The following is a 19,558-nucleotide window of genomic DNA, read 5'->3' as shown; positions in this document are numbered from 1 at the left end:
GGGTTGTCAATGGTGGGCAGCACGGTTAATCGCAACGGTCTCATCCAGGGACGGTACTTCCGTGAGTGAGCCGAAGTGCTCTATCAGTCGATCACGGGTTATAGGCGCCTTGCCTTTCTCCGCCGCGGCAAGAGCCTGGCCGAGCTCCACAAAGTTGAGTTCCGTGCAATATGCGGGAGTGCCGGGTTGCTGGCGCCACGACTCAGCGAGGACGCCGGCGTCGAACGGATCGAATCCCGTATCGTCAACCAGTTGCATGACTGTCCTGCGGGCGACGTCAGAATCGGCGGCGACTGGGATTGCGATGCGATCCGCCGCCCCAGCAGGGCGCCCCCTCGTCTGCTGCGTTGCAGCAAGCGCTGCGTTCCAGGCCTTTACGATCGGCCGGCCGAGCTGCTCCTCGCTCCAGACACTCTCGACCTGGCCGTTGTCGACTGCCTCGACCGAGCCGTTCATAAAGGGGTAGTAGTTCGAGGTGTCGACGATGACCGTTTCGGCGGCAGCCTTCGTGAGGAGGTCAGCGAGTTCGGGCTGCTTGGCGAAGGGGATCGACAGAATAATCACGTCCCTGTCATCAATTGCGGCTTCCGGGTCCACGGCACGGGCACCCGAAGGTAGCACCCTGGTGGCGGCAATCTCTGGGCCGCGGGCGTCTACGATAAGAACGTCATGTGCTGCTTCGCTGAGCAGACGCGCGAGGTTGCCGCCAATGGCTCCGGCGCCGATTACGGAAATTTTCATGCGTGTATTTCTCCTACGGTTCTGTCATACCTGCCGCACGTTGGCAACCATCTGATCGCTTCATCAGGCATAATGTACGTATTAGTGCGTACATCTACGGTAGCCCATGTACGCACCAATGTGTACATAGGGCAGGTATTAGCGATCGAAACGAGGCGGAGGATCATGGCTAGTCGCTTAACAAATCCACTGACCATTCCTGCGGAAGAAGAAATCGATCTGTTCGAGGTCATGTCTGCGTTGGCCGACCCTGTCCGGCGGGCAATCGTGTACTCCATCGCCCGGGATCCTGGCACGGCGTGTAGCGGTTCTGACTACGGCGTTTCGAAGTCGGCGCTGACGCGACATTGGCGCATTCTCCGGGAGGCGGGCATCATCAAGCAGGAAGTCGAGGGCACTCGGCACCGAAACTGGCTCCGCGGTGACGAGCTCGACCGCCGCTTCCCGGGTCTGTTGGCGCTCGTGCTTCAAGAGCACAAGCAGACAGCCTGAGTCCTCGCGCGAATGTCGCGCGAGGCACTGCCTGCAAACGACCGCTGAGACCAGTATGGGATGCAAAAAGCGACATGCGTCCAGCTGTGTCTCGGGCTAATTGCTGATGTGGGACAAGCGCCTGCAGGGCTTGCCGGCCCTCCTGACCACCGAAGGGGATCCGTCGGCGCCGGATACTAAGCGGATTTCTCCAAGGTTGCCGACTGGACGTTCTCGCTTTCCTCAAGGGCTCCGGTTACCGAGGCTGTGAGGCTGTTGGCAATGTGGGTTCGTGCGAGTTCGGCTGCGCCGGGACCATCGCCGGAGGCTACAAGCTCAAGAATTTGGTGGTGTTGGTTCAGGTCTATGGTCCGTGGTTCATCGCCGGAGGGAAGTTCCAGGCCAAGGCGGCGGTAGCGATCGGACTTGTCCCACAGGTCATCCAGGAGCTTGATCATGCTGGCATTGTGGGAGGCGGCGTACACGGCCCGGTGGAATTCACGGTGTGCTGTGATGGCGTCCTCGCCCCAGACCTTGGTGACCGGCAGTAGTTTCTCCGCTGCATTTCGCATGGCGACAATGTCAGCTTCGGTCCGCCGGTGTGCCGCCAACTCGGTTGCTGACGGCTCCAGCGAGAGGCGGACTTCAAGCAGTTCCCGGGCTTCCGAAGCGCTCACGTCCGCCACACGGGAGTCCCGGTGAGTATCCATGATGATCAGGCCCTCGCTTGAGAGCCGGCGGATTGCTTCCCGCAGGGGAGTGATGCTCATCTGCATCTTGTCGGCCAGTTCGTACTGGGAGACGCGCGAGCCGGGGGCCAGGCCGCCGGAGAGGATCAGCTGGCGGAGTTCGCTGTACGCCAGACTCCCCTTACTGGAAAAGACGTTCGTGGTGCTCATCCAACGCTCCGAGTATCTTGCTAATCGCCGCCGTCGTACTGTCCAGAACATCTTATAAGAAATCCCCTCCAAGACTTGTGCGCCCCGTCACTCGCCGCTAACCTTGATCGCAGGTCTTATAAGATATTCGCAACGAAGGGCTCCGGACCTTCCATCTCGGGCTAACCTAGGCCCGGATCTTATAAGAAATAAGATCAAGATCTACAGGAGAGTTTCAAAGATGAAAATCGTTTCCGCCCACGTTGGCACCATTCCCATCAGCTCGTCGATCCGGAACGCCTTCATTGACTTCACCAAGATGGACTGCACGATCATCGCGCTCGTCTCCGATGTGTTCGTCGACGGCAAGCCCCTCGTTGGCTACGGGTTCAACTCCAACGGCCGCTACAACGCCACGGGCATCCTGAAGGACCGCATCCTTCCGCGCATCATGGATGCCCCATCCGAGGACCTTCTCGACGATGACGGCCAGCTTTCGCCGGAAAAGGCGTGGGACTTGATGATGTCCAACGAGAAGCCAGGTGGCCACGGTGAACGCTCGGTCGCCGTCGGCGTGGCCGACATGGCGCTGCACGACCTTGCCGCCAAGATCGCCGGCGTCCCGCTGTACCGGTGGATCTCGGACCACTACGGTGACGGCAATCCGGACAAGGACGTCTTCGTCTACGCCGCCGGCGGCTACTACGCGCCGGGCAAGAGCCTCGAGGACCTGCAGAACGAAATGCGCGGCTTCCTGGCCAAGGGCTACGACGTGGTCAAAATGAAGATTGGTGGCGCGGACCTAGCCGAAGATCTCCGCCGAATCGAGGCCGTGATCGAGGTCCTCGACGGCGACGGCTCCCGACTCATGGTGGACGTCAACGGCAAGTTTGACCTGGAGACCGCGCTGGAATACGGCAAAGCCATCGACCAGTACGGGCTGTTCTGGTACGAGGAAGTCGGCGACCCGCTGGACTACGCCCTGAATGCCACCCTCTCCGAGCACTACAAGAACCCGATCGCTACCGGAGAGAACCTGTTCTCCCTCCAGGACGCCCGCAACCTGATCCGCTATGGCGGCATGCGCCCGGACCGCGACTTCATCCAGGTGGACCCGGCGCTGAGCTACGGCCTGACCGAATACCGCCGGATTCAGGACATGCTGGCCCAGCACGGCTGGTCCTCCCGCCGCTGCATCCCGCACGGCGGACACCAGTTCTCGCTGCACATCGCAGCAGCCCTCAAGCTCGGCGGAAACGAATCCTACCCGGGCGAGTTCCAGCCCACCGGCGGCTTCACCGACGACGCTGTCATCGTCAACAGCCGCGTGGCCCCGGGCGACCTCCCGGGCATCGGGCTTGAAGGTAAGGCCGAGTTCTACAAGGTCCTGCGCGAACTGCACAGCTAACCACTCCGGTAGTGCCCCGGTCCCGGGCAGTATCACTGCCCGGGACCGCACTTCTCAAATTTTCTCTGTCTGTCGTGCAAAGGAGCACCCAAGATGTCGTCCCACACCATGCAGAACCCGCAACATTCCGCCCACCCGCCCAAACAGCGATCCCGGTTCGGCCGGTTGATGCGCGAACTCTGGTTTCAAGTCGTTCTGGGCGCCGTCCTGGGCATCGCCGTCGGCTTCCTCCTCCCCGAAGTCGGCAAACAGCTCACCCCGCTCAGCGACTGGTTCATCGCCCTGGTGAAGATGATCGTCATTCCGGTGGTGTTCTGCGTTGTTTCCCTTGGCATCGCATCCATGGACAGCCTGCGCAAGGCCGGCCGTATCGGTGTGAAGGCACTGGGCTACTTCCTCGCCCTGTCCCTGCTGTCCATGCTCATCGGCCTCGTTGTCGCAAACGTATTCCGTCCCGGCGATGGCATGAACATCGACCCGTCCCAGCTGGACTCCAGCAAAGTTCCCGCAAAGGCCAGCGAAGGCTTCGACGGCATCGAGTTCGTCAACAACATCATCCCGGAGTCCCTGTTTGGCGCCCTGACAGGCCACACCATCATCGCCGCACTGATGGTCTCCATCATCTTCGGTGCCGCGATGAACGTCTCCGGTGAAGCCGGCGCCTTCCTGACCAAGGGCATCCAGGCCCTGTCCACGGTCATCTTCAAGATCGTCAACTGGGTGATGCGGCTTGCCCCCATCGGCACCTTCGGTGCACTGGCCGCCGTGGTGGCCAACTACGGCACCCAAAGCCTGCAGCAACTCGGTTACCTCGTCCTGCTGTTCACCGGAACCTGCATCGTGTACGTCCTGGTGGTCCTGGGGGTCATCGCCCGTACTTGCGGATTGAACATCTTCACAGTCATGCGGTACTTCAAGGCAGAACTGTTGATCGCCCTGAGCACCTGCTCCAGCGAAGCAGTCCTTCCGCAGCTGATCAAGAAGCTCGAAGCGATGGGGGTTGGCAAGTCCACAGTGGGCATCGTCATCCCGTCCGGGTTCTCGTTCAACCTCGACGGCTCCGCTGTCTACCTGACCATGGCCTCGGTATTCCTGGCCCAGGCCGTCGGCATGGACCTCTCCTGGGAACAGCAGCTGGTCATGGTCGGCGTCATGATGCTCACCAGCAAGGGCACCGCTGGAATCGCCGGCGGCGCGTTCATCGTCCTGGCCAGCACCTTGAGCTCCGTGGGCGGGATCCCACTGGCCGCTCTCGCCCTCATCGTCGGCATCGACCGGCTCCTGAACGAAGGACGGGTGTTCATCAACGTCCTTGGCAACGTGATGGCAGCCGTCGTCGTGGGTAAGTGGGAAAAGGACTACGACCCGGAACAGGCCCGTCAGGCCCTGCACGCAGCGGGCCAGAAAAAGAACGACATCGAATCAAATAGACCCACCATTGTGGAATCGGACAAGGTAGACGTCCACTAACACCGCATCTGGCAGGGCCGCCGCGCACACCGCGGCGGCCCTGCCCTCGTGAACTAAAAACCATAGCGCTAATGGCAGCGCATCATCCCCGGCAATCACATGAGGAACCCTGTACCATGGCCGCCCGCATCCTGATCACCACCGACTATCTCCACCAAGGAGACCCCGTGGACCAGCTCCTGCGCGAGCACGGCCTGGAACCGGTCTACTCGCCCTCCCAGGGGACACGGACCCTTGAGGAACGCCGCTCGTTGTTCGACGGCCTATCCGGAGCGATCCTCGCCAGCGAACCGGTCACCGCCGACATGCTCGCGCATGCCGTGTCGCTCAAAGTCATCGCCCGCAGCGGCGTGGGCTACGACTCAATCGACGTCCAAGCCGCCACAGTGCGAGGCATCAGGGTCTGCAACGCCCCAGGAACCAACCACCACTCCGTTGCCGAACTCACCATCGGACTGATCATCATGGCCGCACGCCGCCTTTCCGAGGTCACCACCGCTGTCCGGCAAGGTCACTGGCCCCGCGAAGCCGGCAACGAACTGCGCGGCTCCACCCTCGGCATCATCGGCTTCGGCCCCAGCGGACGCGCCACCGCAAACCTGGGCACCGCCCTGGGCATGACCGTCGTGGTGAGCACTGCCCACCCTGACCCTGACACCAGCGCCGTCCGGTTCGCCGACCTCGACACCGTCATCCGCGAGGCCGACTACCTCTCCCTGCACTCCCGCGGAGGACAGTCCGCCGGCAAACTTATCGACGCGTCCCGGCTGGAGGCGATGAAATCCACCGCCGTCCTCATCAACACCGCCCGCGGCTCACTCGTGGACGAAGAAGCCCTGGCCAAAGCACTGTACGACGGAACCATCGCCGGCGCCGCACTGGACGTGCTCGAGAACGAACCCCTGCCCGCGGACAGCCCCCTCCGGAGCCTGGACAACGTGCTCATCACCTCCCACCTCGCCGGCCAGACAACCGAGGCACGGACCCGGGCGGGGCTGGCCGCCGCGCACGCCGTCATCGATGTGCTCGAAAACCGGGAACCGGCACACCCTGTCAACGGCTAATCCGAACCCCTAATCAACACAACGAAGGATCCCTGATGACGAAATCCCACCGCATCGCAGTCATTCCCGGCGACGGAATCGGTACCGAAGTCGTGCCCGAAGGGCTGCGCGTCCTGGACGCCGCAGCCGCAGCGTTCGACCTCAACCTCAAATTCGAGCACTTCGACTACGCCTCCGCGGACTACTACACCCGGCACGGGAAGATGCTCCCCGAGGGGTGGTTCGAGGAACTCAACCAGTTCGATTCCATCTTCTTCGGCGCCGTCGGATGGCCCGACGTCGTCCCTGACCACATCTCGCTGTGGGGAAGCCTGCTGCAGTTCCGCCGCCACTTCGACCAGTACGTCAGCCTCCGGCCCGTCAAACTCCTGCCCGGCGTGCCCAGCCCCCTGGCCGGCAGGGTCCCGGGGGATGTCGACTTCTACGTCGTGCGCGAGAACACCGAGGGCGAATACTCCAGCATCGGCGGGAAGATCTTCGAAGGCACCGACCGCGAAACCGTGGTCCAGGAAACCGTTATGACCCGCACCGGCGTGGACCGGATCCTCAAATACGCCTTCGACCTGGCGCAAAGCCGGCCCAAGAAGCACCTGACCTCTGCCACCAAGAGCAACGGCATCTCCATCACCATGCCCTACTGGGACGAACGCGTCCAGGCGATGTCCGTTGCTTACCCTGAGATCGATGTCGACAAGTACCACATCGACATCCTGGCCGCTAACTTCGTCATGCACCCCGACTGGTTCGACGTCGTTGTAGCCAGCAACCTCTTCGGCGACATCCTCTCCGACCTCGGTCCCGCCTGCACCGGAACCATCGGCATCGCCCCCAGCGGCAACATCAACCCCGAACGCAAGTTCCCCAGCCTCTTTGAACCCGTCCACGGCTCCGCCCCGGACATCGCCGGCAAAGGCATCGCCAACCCGATCGGACAAATCTGGTGTGCGGCAATGATGCTCGACCACCTCGGGGAGCCCAAAGCCGCAGCCGCCATCACCACCGCTATGGAAACAGTGCTGGCCCGTGGATCACAGGCCCTTACTCCGGACATGGGTGGCAACTCCACCACGGAGAGCCTCGGCAAGGCAGTGGCTTCTGCGCTCGCAGCACCGTGATCGAATCATCCGGCATGAATGGCCAGGCCTATGGCGCCTACGGACAGCCGGTGCCGGCCTCGACCTAAGAGCACTTCGGGAGCTGGCCGTGCTCAGGCAAGGATGCGGTTGGCAGCGGCTTCGAGGTCGGCGACGACGGACCCGGGTTCTGCGGCTAAAGGTAGATTTTGCTGGTCCAGGACACCGTCGATCCCGCCGCTGGGATCGCGGGTAAGGCGTGCGAACAGGGGACCGAGGGAGGACTGTTCGGGGCCGTGTTCGGCAACGAGTTCGAACGTGGTGTGCGCAGCGTCGTCACAAGTCAGGCTGTCGATGAGGACCCGGGCGATCTGGTGCCGGGCGATGACCCCGTCGGAAGAGTTACCGGCGTGGCGGGTATCGCCCTGCAGCATGGTGACCTGGAGTTGGTTCTTGTCGTTGGAGTCGAACCATCCCGGCCGCACGATGGTGTAGGGGTTACCGCTGGCCCGGACGAGGCGTTCGCTGCGGCGCTTCCAGTCGTACTAGTCGGCTCGCGCGGTGACCCCGATCGCGGTCATCAGTGCGATTCGGGCCCGCCGACCGTCCAGCGCGGCGAGGATATTGCGTACGCCTGCGTAGTCGACGGCTTCAAGGTCACTGCTTCCGTAGGGCGCGCCGTGGGTGAAGACAATGGCTTCCACACCGTCTACCGCGGCGGTCAGTGTTTCTGGCCGGGTGAGGTCACCGATGACCACGTTTGCACGGTCATCAAAGGTGCGGGCCCGCCGCTCATTCCGCACCAGGGCCCTGGCAGTGTGGCCTTGCCGAAGGGCTTCGGCGATGGCGAGGCGGCCGACGCTGCCGGTGGCTCCTACAAAGAGGATGGTGAGTGCTTCTTGGGTCATGATTATTTCCTGTTCTGGCGCCGGGGCAACCAGTAAGTTCAGCGGCACCGGCGGCGCCGGGATTCGTGCTTGGTCAGGCTTCGGGGATGGTGAGGCCGAAGCTGTCGAAGTCGATCTGGTCCGGATCCATGGTGTCCCCAATGTGCAGGGCGTCGATGCGGGCCAGTTCGTCGGCGGCGAGTTCGAAATCGATCACGTTGAAGTTCTCGGCGATCCGGTCCCGGCGCACCGACTTGGGGATGGCGGAGCGGCCCTGCTGGATGTGCCAGCGGATCATGACCTGCGCTGTCGTCTTGCCGTAACTGTCGGCGATGACCTGAATCGTCGGGTCGGTCAGGGGTGTGGTGGTGTCACCCCTGTAGTGCCGGATCCCGCCGATGGGTGACCATGCCTGCGTGACGATTCCGTGGGCTTGGTTGGCAGCCTGAAGGTCCGGCCGGGTGTTGTAGGGGTGCAGCTCGATCTGGTTCACCGCCGGCACGATCTCTGTTTCGCGCAGGAGCGCCTCGAGCCGGACCGGGTTGAAGTTGCTGACGCCGATGGCTCGGACCGCGCCGTCGGCGAGGAGCCGCTCGAGTGCCTTACAGGCCTGGACTGTTTTGGTGAAGGTCTTGGGCTGGGCCTGGTGGAGGATCAGAAGATCGATTTGGTCCACGCCGAGCTTCTTGGCGCTCTTCTCGAAGGCGTGGAGCCTGGTGTCGAAGCCGTAGTCGCTGACCCAGACCTTCGTCTCCACGAACACGTCTTCACGGGGGACACCGGAGCGGCGCAGGCCCTCCCCGACCTCGCGTTCGTTGCCGTACGCTGCGGCCGTGTCGATGTGGCGGTATCCAACTTCAATGGCGGCTTCCACGGCGGCGACGGTCTCATCGGGCGGGGTTTGGTACACGCCCAGCCCAATGGAGGGCATGGTGACGCCGTTATTCAGGGTGATGAGTTCAACCACAGAGGGTTTCTCCTTCTTGTTGGGTGGTGTGGTTAGAGTTGGCCGGCGCGCATTGCTGCGATGACGCCGCCGTCGATGAGGAGGTCTGAGCCGGTGATGAAGGCACCTTCGGGTCCGAGGAGGTACCCGGCGATGGCTGCGATTTCGGCGGGGGTGCCCATGCGGCCGGCCGCTGAGGTGCGGATCATGTTCCGGTAGCCTTCGGCGAACGGTCCGGACATTTCGTCCTGGGCCAGGGGAGTGGAAATGATGCCCGGGCTCAGGGAGTTGATGCGTGCCCCGCGCGCGCCCCAGCTGGTGGCTGCTGCCTGGACGCGCAGGGCGTTGCCGCGTTTGGCCAGCGTGTAGGCAGCGCCGGAATCTCCAACCTTGTCGGCCGCGAGGAACGGCAGGCCAAGCAGCTCGGCCGTGGGGGTGTAGGCCAGCGCGTGTTCGATGTCGCGCGGGTAGCCCTCGCCCATGTGGCCAGCCATGCTGGAAATAACGACGCCGGAACCACCTTGGGCGATCACCCGGCCGAATTCTTCCAGGAGGTAAGCCGTGCCGAGAAGATCAACGTGCAGGACCCGTTCGGTGGTCGCCTGGACGGGGGACACGCCGGCCGCGATGACCACGCGGGTGACGTCCCCGGCGGCTGCGGCTGTATCGGCCAGTGCGGCGACGGCGTCGTGGTCGGAGATGTCCACCTGGTGGGTGGTGACGTCGTAACCTTCGCCGCGCAGCGAGGCGGCGACGGTGTTCATGGTTTCCTCGTTGTAGTCGGCGAGCAGGACGCGCCGGCCGATGCCGGCGACGCGGCCGATCGCTACGCCGATGCTGCCTGCGCCGATGATGACTACTACTTCGTGTGCCACGGTGTGTTTTCCTCTACTTGGTGTGAATGTCTGTGGTGGGTGGATGTGCTGAACGGGTTTGACGGTTAGTAGGTGGTCGCCCGGGAGTGTTGGGCTTTCCAGGTGCCGCCGTCGCGGACGTAGGTGGTGGTGGATTCCAGCGGCCAGGTCCCGCGGGAGCCGTAGATGGTGGCGTCCACCAGGTTCCGGGTGACCGCGACGGCTGAGTCGCCGTCGATGGTGACGGTCGTGGAGACCTCCTCGAAGCTGTGATATCGCATCTGTCCCGACTGGATTTGGTCCAGCCATTCGGTTTTGGTCTGCTCGTAGCCGGTGATGTGCACGGCTACGAAGTCCGGGCTGAGCAGTTCATCGAGTTCATCGGTGCGCTGCTCCACGAGCAACCGGCTCCGCTCCCTGTTCACCTCAAGGACTGCTGCTTCGTCGTCGTTTACGGGCGGGGTACCTGACGTCTCATTCATGGGGATGGGACTTTCCGTAGTTGTTGCCTGGGACGGGATCGGTTCGCTGGATTCTGTACGTGGGGGAGTGGCGGCTGGTGAGCAGCCGGCCAGGACCGTGGCCAGGGAGAGGCTGGCAAATAAAACGCTGGCCGGCCTTGTGATGCGGAACGGCATGGTGATCCTTTCGATACTCTGCCTCGTGTGAAGCACTTTTAGTTGTGGACCAGCGAGGCTGCGGAATCGGTGGACGATCCATCGGTGGCTGCATCGGAGGGGCGGGTGGAGCGGACGAGCGCGAATGACGTCGCTGCGGCAAGAAGAAGGGCACCGGCAGCCCACCAGAACGCTATGACGTAACCATGAACAGCAGCCTGCTCCGCTGCCGCACTCGTGGCGGTTTGGTTGATTGCCAGCCAAGCGGCGGTGGCGCCGGCGGCGATAGCGCTCATGAGCGCGGTTCCGACGGCTCCGCCGATCTGCTGTGAGGTATTGACCATGGCCGAGGCGACCCCGGTGTCCTGCGGTTCCACCGCCGAGGTGGCAAGGATCATGGAGCACATGAACGCGGTTCCCAGGCCCAGGCCCATGATGACGCTGGCGGGAAAGACCACCTGCCAGTAGGCGTTCTCGACAGTCAGCCGGGTCAGCCAGAACATTCCGACGGCACCCACCAGGTAGCCGCCGCCCATCAGCCACCGGACCGGAAGCCTGCCGATGAGCCGTGTCCCGAGCTGGGTGGAACCGAAAATCAGGCAGGCCACGAGGGGAAGGAAGGCAACACCGGTCAGCAGCGGGGAGAAGCCGAGGATGGACTGCATGTAGTAGGTGAGGAAGAGGAACTGGGTGAAGTTGCCGGCCATGGCAAGGGAGACGCTGAGGTCGGCCCCGCCCCGGTTCCAGTCCAGGATCACGCGCATCGGCAGCAGCGGGGCAGGAACACGGTTTTCGACGGCGACGAACACGGCCAGCAGGACCACGGAGGTCACGAATGAGGTGATGGTGGTTGTTGCGCCCCAGCCTTCGGTCGCGGCCTGGTTGAGTCCGAGGACCAGGGCGGCGAGCCCCACCGAGGCCAGCACGGTGCCGAGGACATCGAGCCGTTCACGCTGATGTTCAGCTCCGGGGTCGCGGATGTAAGCCAAGGCACCGAGGACGGCAACTGCGCCGAAGATGATGTTGACCAGCAGGGTCCACCGCCAGGACGCGAACTCGGTCAGCACCCCACCAAGCAGAAGGCCGATGGCGCCACCGGCACCAGCGACGGTGCTGAAAACACCAAACGCGGTGGCACGCTCCCGGCCGGCAGGGAAGGTCACCGACAGCAGGGACATGGCCGCCGGAGCGAGGAGAGCGGCGAACATTCCCTGCAGAACCCGGGCCGCCACCAGCATCTCGATATTCGCTGCAAACCCGCCCAGCACCGAGGCGGCGCTGAAACCAACGAGTCCAATAGCGAACGAACGCCGGCGCCCCCACTGGTCCGACAACCGCCCGCCCAGCAGGAGCAGCGCCCCGAAGGCGAGGCTGTAAGCGGTGATCACCCATTGCCGGTCCGCGTCGCTGAACGCCAGGTCCAGCTGGGCCTGAGGGAGGGCGATGTTCATGATCGAGGCGTCAAAGATCACCATCAGCTGGGCGATCGAGATGAAGACCAACGCGATCCAGCGTCGCCTCCTGGTGACGTCCGCGGGATGTGCGGTCAGTGAGTCTGTCATTCAGGGATTCTCCGTAGAAGTCTTGGATGTCGAGGCGCTTCGCGTCCCTTCATCAACAAGTCAACCGTCGCCCCAGTTGCCGAGGTAGTGGCTGGTGTTCCATGTAATGCCAGTACCTCCCACCGGCCCTGTGTTCGCGCGTACCGTGGAAACCGTGACGAACAACAGCGAAGTACGCGAATTCCTCAAATCACGCCGTGCCCGGATCACCCCGGACGCGGCAGGGCTGCAAACCTACGGCGGCCTGCGCCGCGTGCCCGGCCTGCGCCGTGAGGAACTCGCCGTGCTCGCCGGGATGAGCATCGACTACTACAACCGGCTCGAGCGCGGGAACCTCACCGGCGTCTCCGACAGCATCCTCGAATCCCTCGCCCGTGCCCTCAAACTCGACGACGCCGAACGCACCTACCTCTTCGACCTCGCCCGCGCAGCAAACCAGAAACGGCCCAGGCAGCGCCGGCGCGGCCCGCAAAAACTCAGCCCCAGCATCCAGCACCTCCTCGACGGCATGACCGGCATCCCGGCCTTCGTCCAAAACGGTAGGCTCGATGTCCTCGGCATGAACGAACTGGCCCGCGCGCTTTACCACCCCAACGACGACGAGCCGGACCAGCCGCAGAACTTCGCCCGCTTCGTCTTCCTCGATCCCGCGTCTCCCGAACAGGTGGCGGACTGGGAAGCAATGGCCCAGGACGTCGTCGCCATCCTGAGGCAGGAAGCCGCACGCGACCCCCACAACCGCGACCTCACCGACCTCATTGGAGAACTCTCCACCCGAAGCAAGGACTTCAGGACCATGTGGGCCGCGCAGAACGTCCGCCTTCACCGCTCCGGGACCAAACCCTTCCACCACCCCGTAGTGGGCGATTTCGAACTGACCTTCCAAGCCATGCAACTCCCCGGCAACGAAGGCCTCACCCTCATCGCCTACAGCGCCGAGCCCGGCACCCCGGGCCACGACGCACTCAACCTGCTCGCAACCTGGGCTGCCACCGCCCGCCGTGAGGCCGGTCAAAAAGCAACAGACGTGCCTACCCGCCACCGCGCCTGAAGACAGCTGTGAGTACCCGGCCCGGCCTGTTCTTCGGTCTTTCGTACTCGGGGTGCTCGCGGTAGCACTGGGGCTTTTCGGACCCAGCTTGTTGCTGTTGCGCCCGGAAGCTGGCTCCCTGCTGCTGCGTCCGGAGTGCCTCGTGCAAACCGCTGAAGAGGAGGTTGGTCTCTACCGTGATGAGGCACAGCTGGCAACGACCGCCGTCGCGCTCCGGGCCCGCGGGATGGAGGCACCGGACACCTCCGGCATCGATGAGGCAGTCCTGCAGCGGTTGGCTGACGGACCATCCGAAGATGCTGGCCCTACCCTGAGCTGTCGAGGCTCAGCGGCCAATGATCTGCAGGAACAACAGGCAGGCGTCAACGGTCTTACACCGCGCGCCCAACAGTTGCGCGAAACCATGACCAAAGTGTTCGGCGACCAAAGCCTGGGCGGCTTCGCCCCGGGCGGCATCGACCAGGGACACGGAGCGGACGCAACGCACTACGACGGCCGGGCAATTGACATCTTCTTCCGCCCTGTGACCGAGGAGAACCGCAGGGAGGGTTGGATACTGGCCCACTGGCTCGTCGCCCATGCCGAGGAGCTGGACATCCAATACGTCATCTTCGATGACCGGTTCTGGAGCGTGCACAGCTCAAGCGGGCAATGGCACTACTACGACGCACCTGAGCCCCGCAACGAGATCTTGCGTCACCTCGACCACGTGCACGTGGACGTACTGGGCGGCGGTTCTAACTGAGGTTTAGTCGGGCTCCGATGCACGCGCAGCTCGAGCCCTCCCTATGAGCCGATGAGGATCTTGAGGGCTTCGCGGGAATCCATGGCGCGGTAGCCGTCGGGGACGTCGTCGAGGCTGATGGTGCGGTCGAAAACCATGCCCGGGTTGACGGTGCCGTCCAGGACGCCGGGGAGCAGGGTGTCGATGTAAGCGCGGACAGGGGCCGGGCCGCCGGTGAGCGTCACGTTAGGGCCGAACATGGAGCCGAAACCAATCGGGGCGTCCTCGTACTGCGGCACACCCACACGGCTGATCACACCGCCGGGGCGGACTGTGCCGAGTGCCTGGTCGTAGGCGGGCCGGTGCCCGACGCATTCGAGCACGGTGTGGGTGCCGTCGCCGCCGGTGAGTTCGCGGACCTTCGCGATCCCGGCCTCACCCCGTTCAGCCACCACGTCTGTGGCACCGTATTCGATGCCCAGGTCGGTCCGCGCTTTGTGCCGGCCCATGAGGATGATCTGCTCGGCGCCTAATTGTTTGGCGGACAGGACCGCCATAAGGCCGACGGCGCCGTCGCCGATGACGGTGACGGTGGTCCGTTCGCTGACGCCGGCTTTGATGGCGGCGTGGTAGCCGGTGCCGTAGACGTCGGACAGGGTCAGCAGGGAGGGCAGCAGTTCGCTGTCCTCCCCGACTGGCGCCTTGACCAAGGTGCCGTCTGCAAAGGGGACGCGGACGGCCTCGGCCTGGGCGCCGCCTATTCCGCCGGAGGCCCAGAAGCCGCCGTGGCGGCACGAGGTCTGCAGCCCTTCGCGGCAGAAGTCGCAGGTCCCGTCGGACCAGGCGAAGGGGGCAATGACAAAGTCGCCCTTTTTCAATGTCGAAACATCCTTGCCGGCCTCCTCGATCACACCGATGAACTCGTGGCCCATCGGCGAACCCTGGTGGGATTTCGGCATGCTGTGGTAGGGGTGCAGGTCGGAGCCGCAGACACAGGAACGGACGATCCGCACCAGTGCGTCCGAGGGGTCTTGCAGCACAGGATCGGGCACGTTCTCCACCCGCACGTCGCCGGCTCCATACATAAAGGTTGCACGCATCTGACTATCTCTCCTTGTCGATTATTGGCCGTTGTACTCGTCGTCCGTGATGTGCTCGCCCCAGAGGGTCGTTTTCGTGGGGTCTTCGCCGTTTTGGAGCATGGCAATGTGTTCCATGAAGCAGCCGGGGGCGGCGGCGTGCCAGTGTTCCTCGCCGGGTGGGGTGTAGATCGTCTGGCCGGGGTGGACTTCGATGATTTTTCCGTCCCGGGTACCGAAACGACCCACACCCTGGGTGACACGCAGATACTGGCCGTGTTTGTGGGAGTGCCAGGCGGTACGTGCTCCGGGGGCAAAGCGGACGGTGGCGACTACCATGGTCTGGTCGGGCTCGTGGGGGAGTGCGATTGGATCCAGCCAGACGTCGCCGGCGAACTGCGCCGGTGGGTTTTTGGTCGTGGGCACAGCAGGTTCGATATGCATGGTTTCCTTACGTGTTGTCTCTTGTCGGGATTATCACCAGGTTGATGCGACTGTGCGGGTGATGACCCACCCGTCTCCGAAGGGCTCGAACCAGGAGCGCAATGTCAGGCGCCAGGTTGCCCTCGCCCCCCAGATCGTGGCATCGGTCAGGGTGCGGGCGGTCAGCACGGGCACAGAGCCCACAGTGCTGTGGGTGGCGTCGACCGTTTCCATCCGGTGGTACTGCATCTCACCAGTATCGATGGCCTCCAGCCATTCCGCCTTGGCCTGAACGTATCCGGTCATGTGGGTGAGCGTGAAGCCGTCGGCGAGGAGGGGGCCGAGTTCTCCAAGGTTCCCGGCCACCATGGCCTCGCACAGCTCACTGTGGAGCTCCTCAAGGTGCGCGTCGCTCATGGTTGCGTCCGTCGTCGTGCGTGTGCCGTGAGTTCGTGGGTGCCGTAGCTGTTGTCGTCGGGGTTGACGGTCACTGCCGGGGCGACGAGCTGGTCGATGCGGTCCAATATATCGGTGGACAGAGTTAGATCGGCGGCGGGAAGGTAGGACTCCAGCTGTTCCATGGTGCGAGGTCCCACGATGGCTGAGGTGACGCCGGGGTGGTTGATGACGAACGCGATGGCCAGCTCGATGGGCGTAACCCCGGCCCACTGGGCTACCTGGGCGAGTTCCTCGACGATGTCGAGCTTGCGCTGGTTGGCTGGCTTGGTCATGTCGAACCGGGCGCTGGGCCGGGCGCTGGAGGTGGGCCTGGATGCGGAGTCCTTCCGCCAACGCCCGGAGAGCCAGCCGCCGGCGAGCGGGCTGTAGGTGAGGGTGCCCATGCCGTGGCGCTGAGTTGTGGGCAGGATGTCCTCTTCGATGCCGCGGACCAGGATGGAGTACGGCGGCTGCTCGGTGACGAACCGCTCCAGGTTGCTATCACGTGATGCCCACTGGGCCTCCACGATCTGGGATCCGGAGTAGGACGAGGAACCGATGTACCGCACCTTGCCTTGGCGGACCAGGTCGGTCAGGGCGCCCAGGGTCTCCTCCACATCGGTGTCCGGGCTGGGCCGGTGGACCTGGTAAAGGTCGATGTAGTCGGCGTTCAGCCGCCGCAGCGAGTCCTCCACCGCACGCATGATCCAGCGGCGGGACCCGCCGCGCTGGTTGGGATCGTCCTGGTTCATGGGCATAAAGAACTTGGTGGCCAGGAAGACGTCGTCGCGCCGGCTGCCCAGGGCCTGCCCGACGATCTCCTCGGAGACACCGCCGGAGTAGACGTCGGCTGTGTCGATGAAGTTGATCCCTGCGTCGAGTGCCCGGTGGATGATCCGGGTGGCGTCGGCGTGGTCATTGTTTCCCCAGGGGCCGAACATCATTGCGGCCAGGCACAAGGGGCTGACCCGCACACCGGTGCGGCCAAGGGGACGGTATTCCATGCTGGTCTTCTCTCTCGTCCTAGGCTTCGGGGATGACCATGGCGAAGCGCTCCGGCCGCGCCTCGTCGGGGTCGGGTCCGTTGCGCTCGCCGGTGTCAAGCGCGTCGATTGCCGCGAGCTCGGCTGCCGAAAGTTCGAAGTCGAACACGTCGAAGTTCTCGGCGATCCGTTCCGGGTTGGTTGACTTGGGAATGGCGGAGCGGCCCTGCTGCAGGTGCCAGCGCAGCATCACCTGCGCTGGGGTCTTCCGGTGGGAATGCGCGACGGCGGCGATCGCCGGGTCCTGCATGACGTTCCGGCGGTCCTGGCCGCCCCAGCCGGGATAGAAAGTGATGCCGCCGATCGGCGACCACGCCTGGTTGAGGATCCCGTGCTCGCCATCGATTGTTTCGACGTCCGGTTGGGTGAAGTAGGGGTGCAGCTCGATCTGGTTGACCGCCGGAATGATGTCTGTTTCCGCAAGCAGCCGCTTCAGGTGGTGCGGCATGAAGTTGCTGACGCCGATCGCCCGCACCCGCCCGTCAGCCAGCAGGGTCTCCAGTGCCTTGTACGCGGCGATGGTTTTCTCGAACCGGTCAGGGGCAGGCTGGTGCAGGATGAGCAGGTCGAGGTAGTCCACGCCCAGCTTGCCAACAGCCTTATCCCAAGCGTGCAGCGTCTCGTCAAAGCCGTAGTCACTGACCCACACCTTCGTCTCGATAAACACCCCGGCGCGGTCCAAACCTGAGGTGCGGATGCCTTCGCCCACCTCCCGCTCATTGCCGTAAGCGGCGGCGGTGTCAATGTGTCGGTAGCCGGCGGCAAGCGCGGACTGTACGGCCGCCGTCGTCTGTTCCGGTGCGCTTTGGAAAACGCCCAGGCCGAGGGCGGGCATCGTGACGCCGTTGTTGAGGGTAAGTTCCATAACCATGCCTCTCACGGTATTGGGATGCGTGCGGTTGTGGGAGGGCGCGTTACTACCCCCTTCGTTCCGTTTGTTCAATGCAACCGTGATGTCTTAGGGGCCGGGAGTCACGGCCGTTCCGGGTAACGCCAGTCCCTCCCTCGTTCACTGGGCCGCGCGTAGCGTGGAAGCCATGACACACAGCGACGACGTGCGGAAGTTCCTGACCTCCCGCCGCGCCAGGCTCACCCCAGAGGAAGCCGGGCTGCCCGCGTACGGCGGCAACCGGCGCGTCACCGGGCTGCGCCGGGAAGAAGTGGCCATGCTCGCTGGAATGAGCATTGACTACTACATCCGGCTTGAGCGGGGGCATCTTTCCGGCGCCTCGGACAGCGTCCTGGAAGCGTTGGCCCGCGCCCTGCAGCTTGACGACGCCGAGACGGCCCACCTTTTCGACCTGGCCCGCGCCGCCACCATCGCACCGCGGGTGCGGCGCAAGCGCAGTCCGCAGACGGTGCGGCCCAGCGTCCAGCGCGTCATCGAGGCAATTACGACGGCGCCCGCCTGGGTCCGCAACGACCGCGGTGACGTCCTCGCGGCCAACGAACTCGGCCGAGCCCTTTACCTGGACATGATGGCGGACGGGCCGGCTCCGCCGAACAGTGCACGCTTCACGTTCCTGAACCAAAAAGCGCGGGAATTTTTTGCCGATTGGGAACGCGCCGCGGACGACGTCGTCGCGGTCCTGCGCTCCACGGCCGGGAAAAACCCGTACGACAAGGACCTCACAGACCTGATCGGAGAGCTCTCCACGCGCAGCGAGGAATTCCGCATCCGGTGGGCACGGCACGACGTGAAGCACCACCGCACCGGCCGCAAGCGGCTCCACCACCCCATCGTGGGCGACCTCGACCTCACCTACGAAGCGCTTGAGCTCCCCGCGGACCCGGGACTGCGTATCAACGTTTACACGGCAGAGCCGGAATCCCCCTCAGAGGACGCCCTGATAGTCCTCGCCAGCTGGGCCGCCACCCAGCGTGAAACAACGAAGGCCGCGGTTAAGGAGACGAAATGAACCACGGTCCGGCTGCCACCCTGGCAGTGAAACTCGGGCCGGCCTTCACTGCCGGAATCGCGGCCGGCACTGCCCTGACATCCTGTGCGTCAACACCAGGGTCAGTGCAGGCGGTGGAAGTGTCGGCGCCAGCCATCGAAAGCAGGCAGGGCAGCGCGTCTCCTGCCGGGGAATGGGACTACGTTGACGGTCAGTACACGGCCGAGGGGCAATACGGTAGTCTCCCGTCGTCCATCGGGGTGACGGTAACCCTCTCCGGGGACATCATTACCGGCGTCATCGTGATACCGCATGCCTCGGACCCCACATCACTGGACCTGCAAAAACGCTTTGCCGCTGCGGTGCCGGGTGTCGTGGTGGGCCGCGACATCGACGAGATAAAGGTTGATCGACTCGCCGGTTCCAGCGGCACACCTCAAGGATTCAACGCGGCCCTCCAAAGTATCAAGGCGCAGGCGGCCAAGTGAACAACAACGCCAGGGACATCGCGATGTCACAAGATGCCGAAATGGGTGTAGTGGCGCGGGCTTGCCGTGCCACTACACCGAAGTTTTGGGTCGAGCGGAGGGCGGGCAGTTAGTCGACTGCCATTTCGCCGAGCTTTGACCAGCCGTCCACCCGCGCATTGACGATGTCCGGCGTCGCGGAAAGGTACGGCGGAAGTTCGGTGGTAGCTTTTTTGAAGTGGTCCGATTGAACATGAATGGCACCGGACTCATCGTCGCGGAAAGCCTCCACCAGCACGTAAGTTTCAGGTTCTTCGAGGGAGCGTGACCACTCGAAAAAGAGGCATCCTTCTTCTGCGTTCGTTGCTGCGGTGAAGTCCCTGGTGATATCGGCCCATTTGTCGGCGTGCTCTGGCTTTACCGGGAATTTTGCGGTGATGAAAATCAATCTTGGTCCTTAGGTG

At 63.8% G+C, this 19,558-nt stretch carries 21 protein-coding genes and 1 pseudogene; 9 read left to right on the top strand and 13 right to left on the bottom strand.

Translation table 11 applies throughout. The annotated features are described in order from the left end of the window. Positions 1-6 precede the first annotated feature (6 nt). Positions 7-741 (bottom strand): NADPH-dependent F420 reductase, encoded by a 735-nt coding sequence (locus tag M8J71_RS02360; RefSeq protein ID WP_374114797.1) that lies wholly within the window; start codon positions 739-741, stop codon positions 7-9. Between the two features lie 165 nt (positions 742-906). Here M8J71_RS02360 and M8J71_RS02355 point away from each other — a divergent pair, with 165 nt between their 5' ends. After that, positions 907-1,233, top strand: a complete 327-nt coding sequence (locus M8J71_RS02355; RefSeq protein ID WP_256246419.1) for an ArsR/SmtB family transcription factor — start codon at positions 907-909, stop codon at positions 1,231-1,233. Positions 1,234-1,409: 176 nt separating this feature from the next. Here the strand turns inward: M8J71_RS02355 and M8J71_RS02350 are convergent, their stop codons facing one another. Then, a complete protein-coding gene (locus M8J71_RS02350) occupies positions 1,410-2,111 on the bottom strand; it encodes a GntR family transcriptional regulator (RefSeq protein WP_256246418.1) in 702 nt (233 codons plus the stop codon). A 220-nt stretch (positions 2,112-2,331) separates the two neighbouring features. Between M8J71_RS02350 and M8J71_RS02345 the strand changes: the two genes are divergently transcribed. The 4 genes from M8J71_RS02345 to M8J71_RS02330 all read left to right on the top strand — a co-directional run bounded on the left by M8J71_RS02345 (position 2,332) and on the right by M8J71_RS02330 (position 7,147). After that, the gene (locus tag M8J71_RS02345) at positions 2,332-3,498 is read left to right on the top strand and encodes a mandelate racemase/muconate lactonizing enzyme family protein (protein ID WP_256246417.1); all 1,167 of its coding nucleotides are present in this window, start codon (positions 2,332-2,334) and stop codon (positions 3,496-3,498) included. A 93-nt stretch (positions 3,499-3,591) separates the two neighbouring features. Continuing rightward, positions 3,592-4,968, top strand: coding sequence for a cation:dicarboxylate symporter family transporter (locus M8J71_RS02340; RefSeq protein ID WP_256246416.1), 1,377 nt, complete (start codon positions 3,592-3,594; stop codon positions 4,966-4,968). 116 nt (positions 4,969-5,084) lie between these two features. Next, entirely contained in the window at positions 5,085-6,032 is a 948-nt protein-coding gene (locus M8J71_RS02335; protein WP_256246415.1) for a phosphoglycerate dehydrogenase, read from the top strand. 35 nt (positions 6,033-6,067) lie between these two features. Further along, positions 6,068-7,147 carry a tartrate dehydrogenase gene (locus M8J71_RS02330; RefSeq protein ID WP_256246414.1) on the top strand — a complete coding sequence of 360 codons (1,080 nt, stop codon included), beginning with the start codon at positions 6,068-6,070 and terminating at the stop codon, positions 7,145-7,147. Positions 7,148-7,239: 92 nt separating this feature from the next. Here the strand turns inward: M8J71_RS02330 and M8J71_RS02325 are convergent. The 5 genes and pseudogenes from M8J71_RS02325 to M8J71_RS02305 form a co-directional block, all read right to left on the bottom strand. Continuing rightward, positions 7,240-8,013, bottom strand: a pseudogene (locus M8J71_RS02325) (SDR family oxidoreductase). Positions 8,014-8,086: 73 nt separating this feature from the next. Then, positions 8,087-8,923 (bottom strand): aldo/keto reductase, encoded by an 837-nt coding sequence (locus M8J71_RS02320; RefSeq protein ID WP_256246544.1) that lies wholly within the window; start codon positions 8,921-8,923, stop codon positions 8,087-8,089. A 68-nt stretch (positions 8,924-8,991) separates the two neighbouring features. Continuing rightward, positions 8,992-9,813, bottom strand: a complete 822-nt coding sequence (locus M8J71_RS02315) for an SDR family oxidoreductase (RefSeq protein ID WP_256246413.1) — start codon at positions 9,811-9,813, stop codon at positions 8,992-8,994. Between the two features lie 65 nt (positions 9,814-9,878). Continuing rightward, positions 9,879-10,430: a nuclear transport factor 2 family protein gene (locus M8J71_RS02310; RefSeq protein WP_256246412.1), complete on the bottom strand. Its 552-nt coding sequence runs from the start codon at positions 10,428-10,430 to the stop codon at positions 9,879-9,881. Between the two features lie 38 nt (positions 10,431-10,468). Next, entirely contained in the window at positions 10,469-11,971 is a 1,503-nt protein-coding gene (locus M8J71_RS02305; protein WP_256246411.1) for an MFS transporter, read from the bottom strand. A gap of 154 nt (positions 11,972-12,125) precedes the next feature. Between M8J71_RS02305 and M8J71_RS02300 the strand changes: the two genes are divergently transcribed. Both M8J71_RS02300 and M8J71_RS02295 read left to right on the top strand, forming a co-directional pair. Beyond that, positions 12,126-13,022, top strand: coding sequence for a helix-turn-helix transcriptional regulator (locus M8J71_RS02300; protein WP_256246410.1), 897 nt, complete (start codon positions 12,126-12,128; stop codon positions 13,020-13,022). A gap of 142 nt (positions 13,023-13,164) precedes the next feature. Next, entirely contained in the window at positions 13,165-13,767 is a 603-nt protein-coding gene (locus M8J71_RS02295) for a hypothetical protein (RefSeq protein ID WP_256246409.1), read from the top strand. A 41-nt stretch (positions 13,768-13,808) separates the two neighbouring features. Here M8J71_RS02295 and M8J71_RS02290 read toward each other — a convergent pair whose 3' ends face one another. The 5 genes from M8J71_RS02290 to M8J71_RS02270 are packed head-to-tail and all read right to left on the bottom strand — an operon-like array spanning position 13,809 to position 17,594. Beyond that, positions 13,809-14,846 carry a zinc-binding dehydrogenase gene (locus M8J71_RS02290; protein WP_256246408.1) on the bottom strand — a complete coding sequence of 346 codons (1,038 nt, stop codon included), beginning with the start codon at positions 14,844-14,846 and terminating at the stop codon, positions 13,809-13,811. A 21-nt stretch (positions 14,847-14,867) separates the two neighbouring features. Continuing rightward, a complete protein-coding gene (locus tag M8J71_RS02285; RefSeq protein WP_256246407.1) occupies positions 14,868-15,269 on the bottom strand; it encodes a (R)-mandelonitrile lyase in 402 nt (133 codons plus the stop codon). Between the two features lie 33 nt (positions 15,270-15,302). Continuing rightward, entirely contained in the window at positions 15,303-15,665 is a 363-nt protein-coding gene (locus tag M8J71_RS02280; RefSeq protein WP_256246406.1) for a nuclear transport factor 2 family protein, read from the bottom strand. Further along, positions 15,662-16,690 carry an aldo/keto reductase gene (locus M8J71_RS02275; protein ID WP_256246405.1) on the bottom strand — a complete coding sequence of 343 codons (1,029 nt, stop codon included), beginning with the start codon at positions 16,688-16,690 and terminating at the stop codon, positions 15,662-15,664. The genes M8J71_RS02280 and M8J71_RS02275 overlap by 4 nt, the downstream gene beginning before the upstream one ends. A 19-nt stretch (positions 16,691-16,709) precedes the next feature. Continuing rightward, positions 16,710-17,594, bottom strand: coding sequence for an aldo/keto reductase (locus M8J71_RS02270; protein WP_256246543.1), 885 nt, complete (start codon positions 17,592-17,594; stop codon positions 16,710-16,712). 172 nt (positions 17,595-17,766) lie between these two features. Here M8J71_RS02270 and M8J71_RS02265 point away from each other — a divergent pair, with 172 nt between their 5' ends. Then, positions 17,767-18,648: a helix-turn-helix transcriptional regulator gene (locus M8J71_RS02265; protein ID WP_256246404.1), complete on the top strand. Its 882-nt coding sequence runs from the start codon at positions 17,767-17,769 to the stop codon at positions 18,646-18,648. After that, complete coding sequence (locus M8J71_RS02260) at positions 18,645-19,115, top strand: hypothetical protein (protein WP_256246403.1); 471 nt, start codon at positions 18,645-18,647, stop codon at positions 19,113-19,115. The genes M8J71_RS02265 and M8J71_RS02260 overlap by 4 nt, the downstream gene beginning before the upstream one ends. 109 nt (positions 19,116-19,224) lie before the next feature. Here M8J71_RS02260 and M8J71_RS02255 read toward each other — a convergent pair whose 3' ends face one another. After that, entirely contained in the window at positions 19,225-19,542 is a 318-nt protein-coding gene (locus M8J71_RS02255; RefSeq protein ID WP_256246402.1) for a putative quinol monooxygenase, read from the bottom strand. Positions 19,543-19,558: the final 16 nt, after the last annotated feature.

It is taken from the genome of Pseudarthrobacter sp. R1 (genome assembly GCF_024494415.1).
Lineage (GTDB): Bacteria > Actinomycetota > Actinomycetes > Actinomycetales > Micrococcaceae > Arthrobacter.
This window is presented reverse-complemented; position numbering and strand designations above follow the sequence as displayed.

Bases quoted from the DNA above. Each gene is read 5' to 3' on its own strand.
- M8J71_RS02320 (WP_256246544.1), bottom strand. From the start codon at position 8,923: ATGCCCTCCATTGGGCTGGGCGTGTACCAAACCCCGCCCGATGAGACC.
- M8J71_RS02340 (WP_256246416.1), top strand. From the start codon at position 3,592: ATGTCGTCCCACACCATGCAGAACCCGCAACATTCCGCCCACCCGCCC.
- M8J71_RS02345 (WP_256246417.1), top strand. From the start codon at position 2,332: ATGAAAATCGTTTCCGCCCACGTTGGCACCATTCCCATCAGCTCGTCG.
- M8J71_RS02275 (WP_256246405.1), bottom strand. From the start codon at position 16,690: ATGGAATACCGTCCCCTTGGCCGCACCGGTGTGCGGGTCAGCCCCTTG.
- M8J71_RS02360 (WP_374114797.1), bottom strand. From the start codon at position 741: ATGAAAATTTCCGTAATCGGCGCCGGAGCCATTGGCGGCAACCTCGCG.
- M8J71_RS02330 (WP_256246414.1), top strand. From the start codon at position 6,068: ATGACGAAATCCCACCGCATCGCAGTCATTCCCGGCGACGGAATCGGT.
- M8J71_RS02305 (WP_256246411.1), bottom strand. From the start codon at position 11,971: ATGACAGACTCACTGACCGCACATCCCGCGGACGTCACCAGGAGGCGA.
- M8J71_RS02310 (WP_256246412.1), bottom strand. From the start codon at position 10,430: ATGCCGTTCCGCATCACAAGGCCGGCCAGCGTTTTATTTGCCAGCCTC.
- M8J71_RS02290 (WP_256246408.1), bottom strand. From the start codon at position 14,846: ATGCGTGCAACCTTTATGTATGGAGCCGGCGACGTGCGGGTGGAGAAC.
- M8J71_RS02355 (WP_256246419.1), top strand. From the start codon at position 907: ATGGCTAGTCGCTTAACAAATCCACTGACCATTCCTGCGGAAGAAGAA.
- M8J71_RS02280 (WP_256246406.1), bottom strand. From the start codon at position 15,665: ATGAGCGACGCGCACCTTGAGGAGCTCCACAGTGAGCTGTGCGAGGCC.
- M8J71_RS02335 (WP_256246415.1), top strand. From the start codon at position 5,085: ATGGCCGCCCGCATCCTGATCACCACCGACTATCTCCACCAAGGAGAC.
- M8J71_RS02270 (WP_256246543.1), bottom strand. From the start codon at position 17,594: ATGGAACTTACCCTCAACAACGGCGTCACGATGCCCGCCCTCGGCCTG.
- M8J71_RS02260 (WP_256246403.1), top strand. From the start codon at position 18,645: ATGAACCACGGTCCGGCTGCCACCCTGGCAGTGAAACTCGGGCCGGCC.
- M8J71_RS02265 (WP_256246404.1), top strand. From the start codon at position 17,767: ATGACACACAGCGACGACGTGCGGAAGTTCCTGACCTCCCGCCGCGCC.
- M8J71_RS02285 (WP_256246407.1), bottom strand. From the start codon at position 15,269: ATGCATATCGAACCTGCTGTGCCCACGACCAAAAACCCACCGGCGCAG.
- M8J71_RS02350 (WP_256246418.1), bottom strand. From the start codon at position 2,111: ATGAGCACCACGAACGTCTTTTCCAGTAAGGGGAGTCTGGCGTACAGC.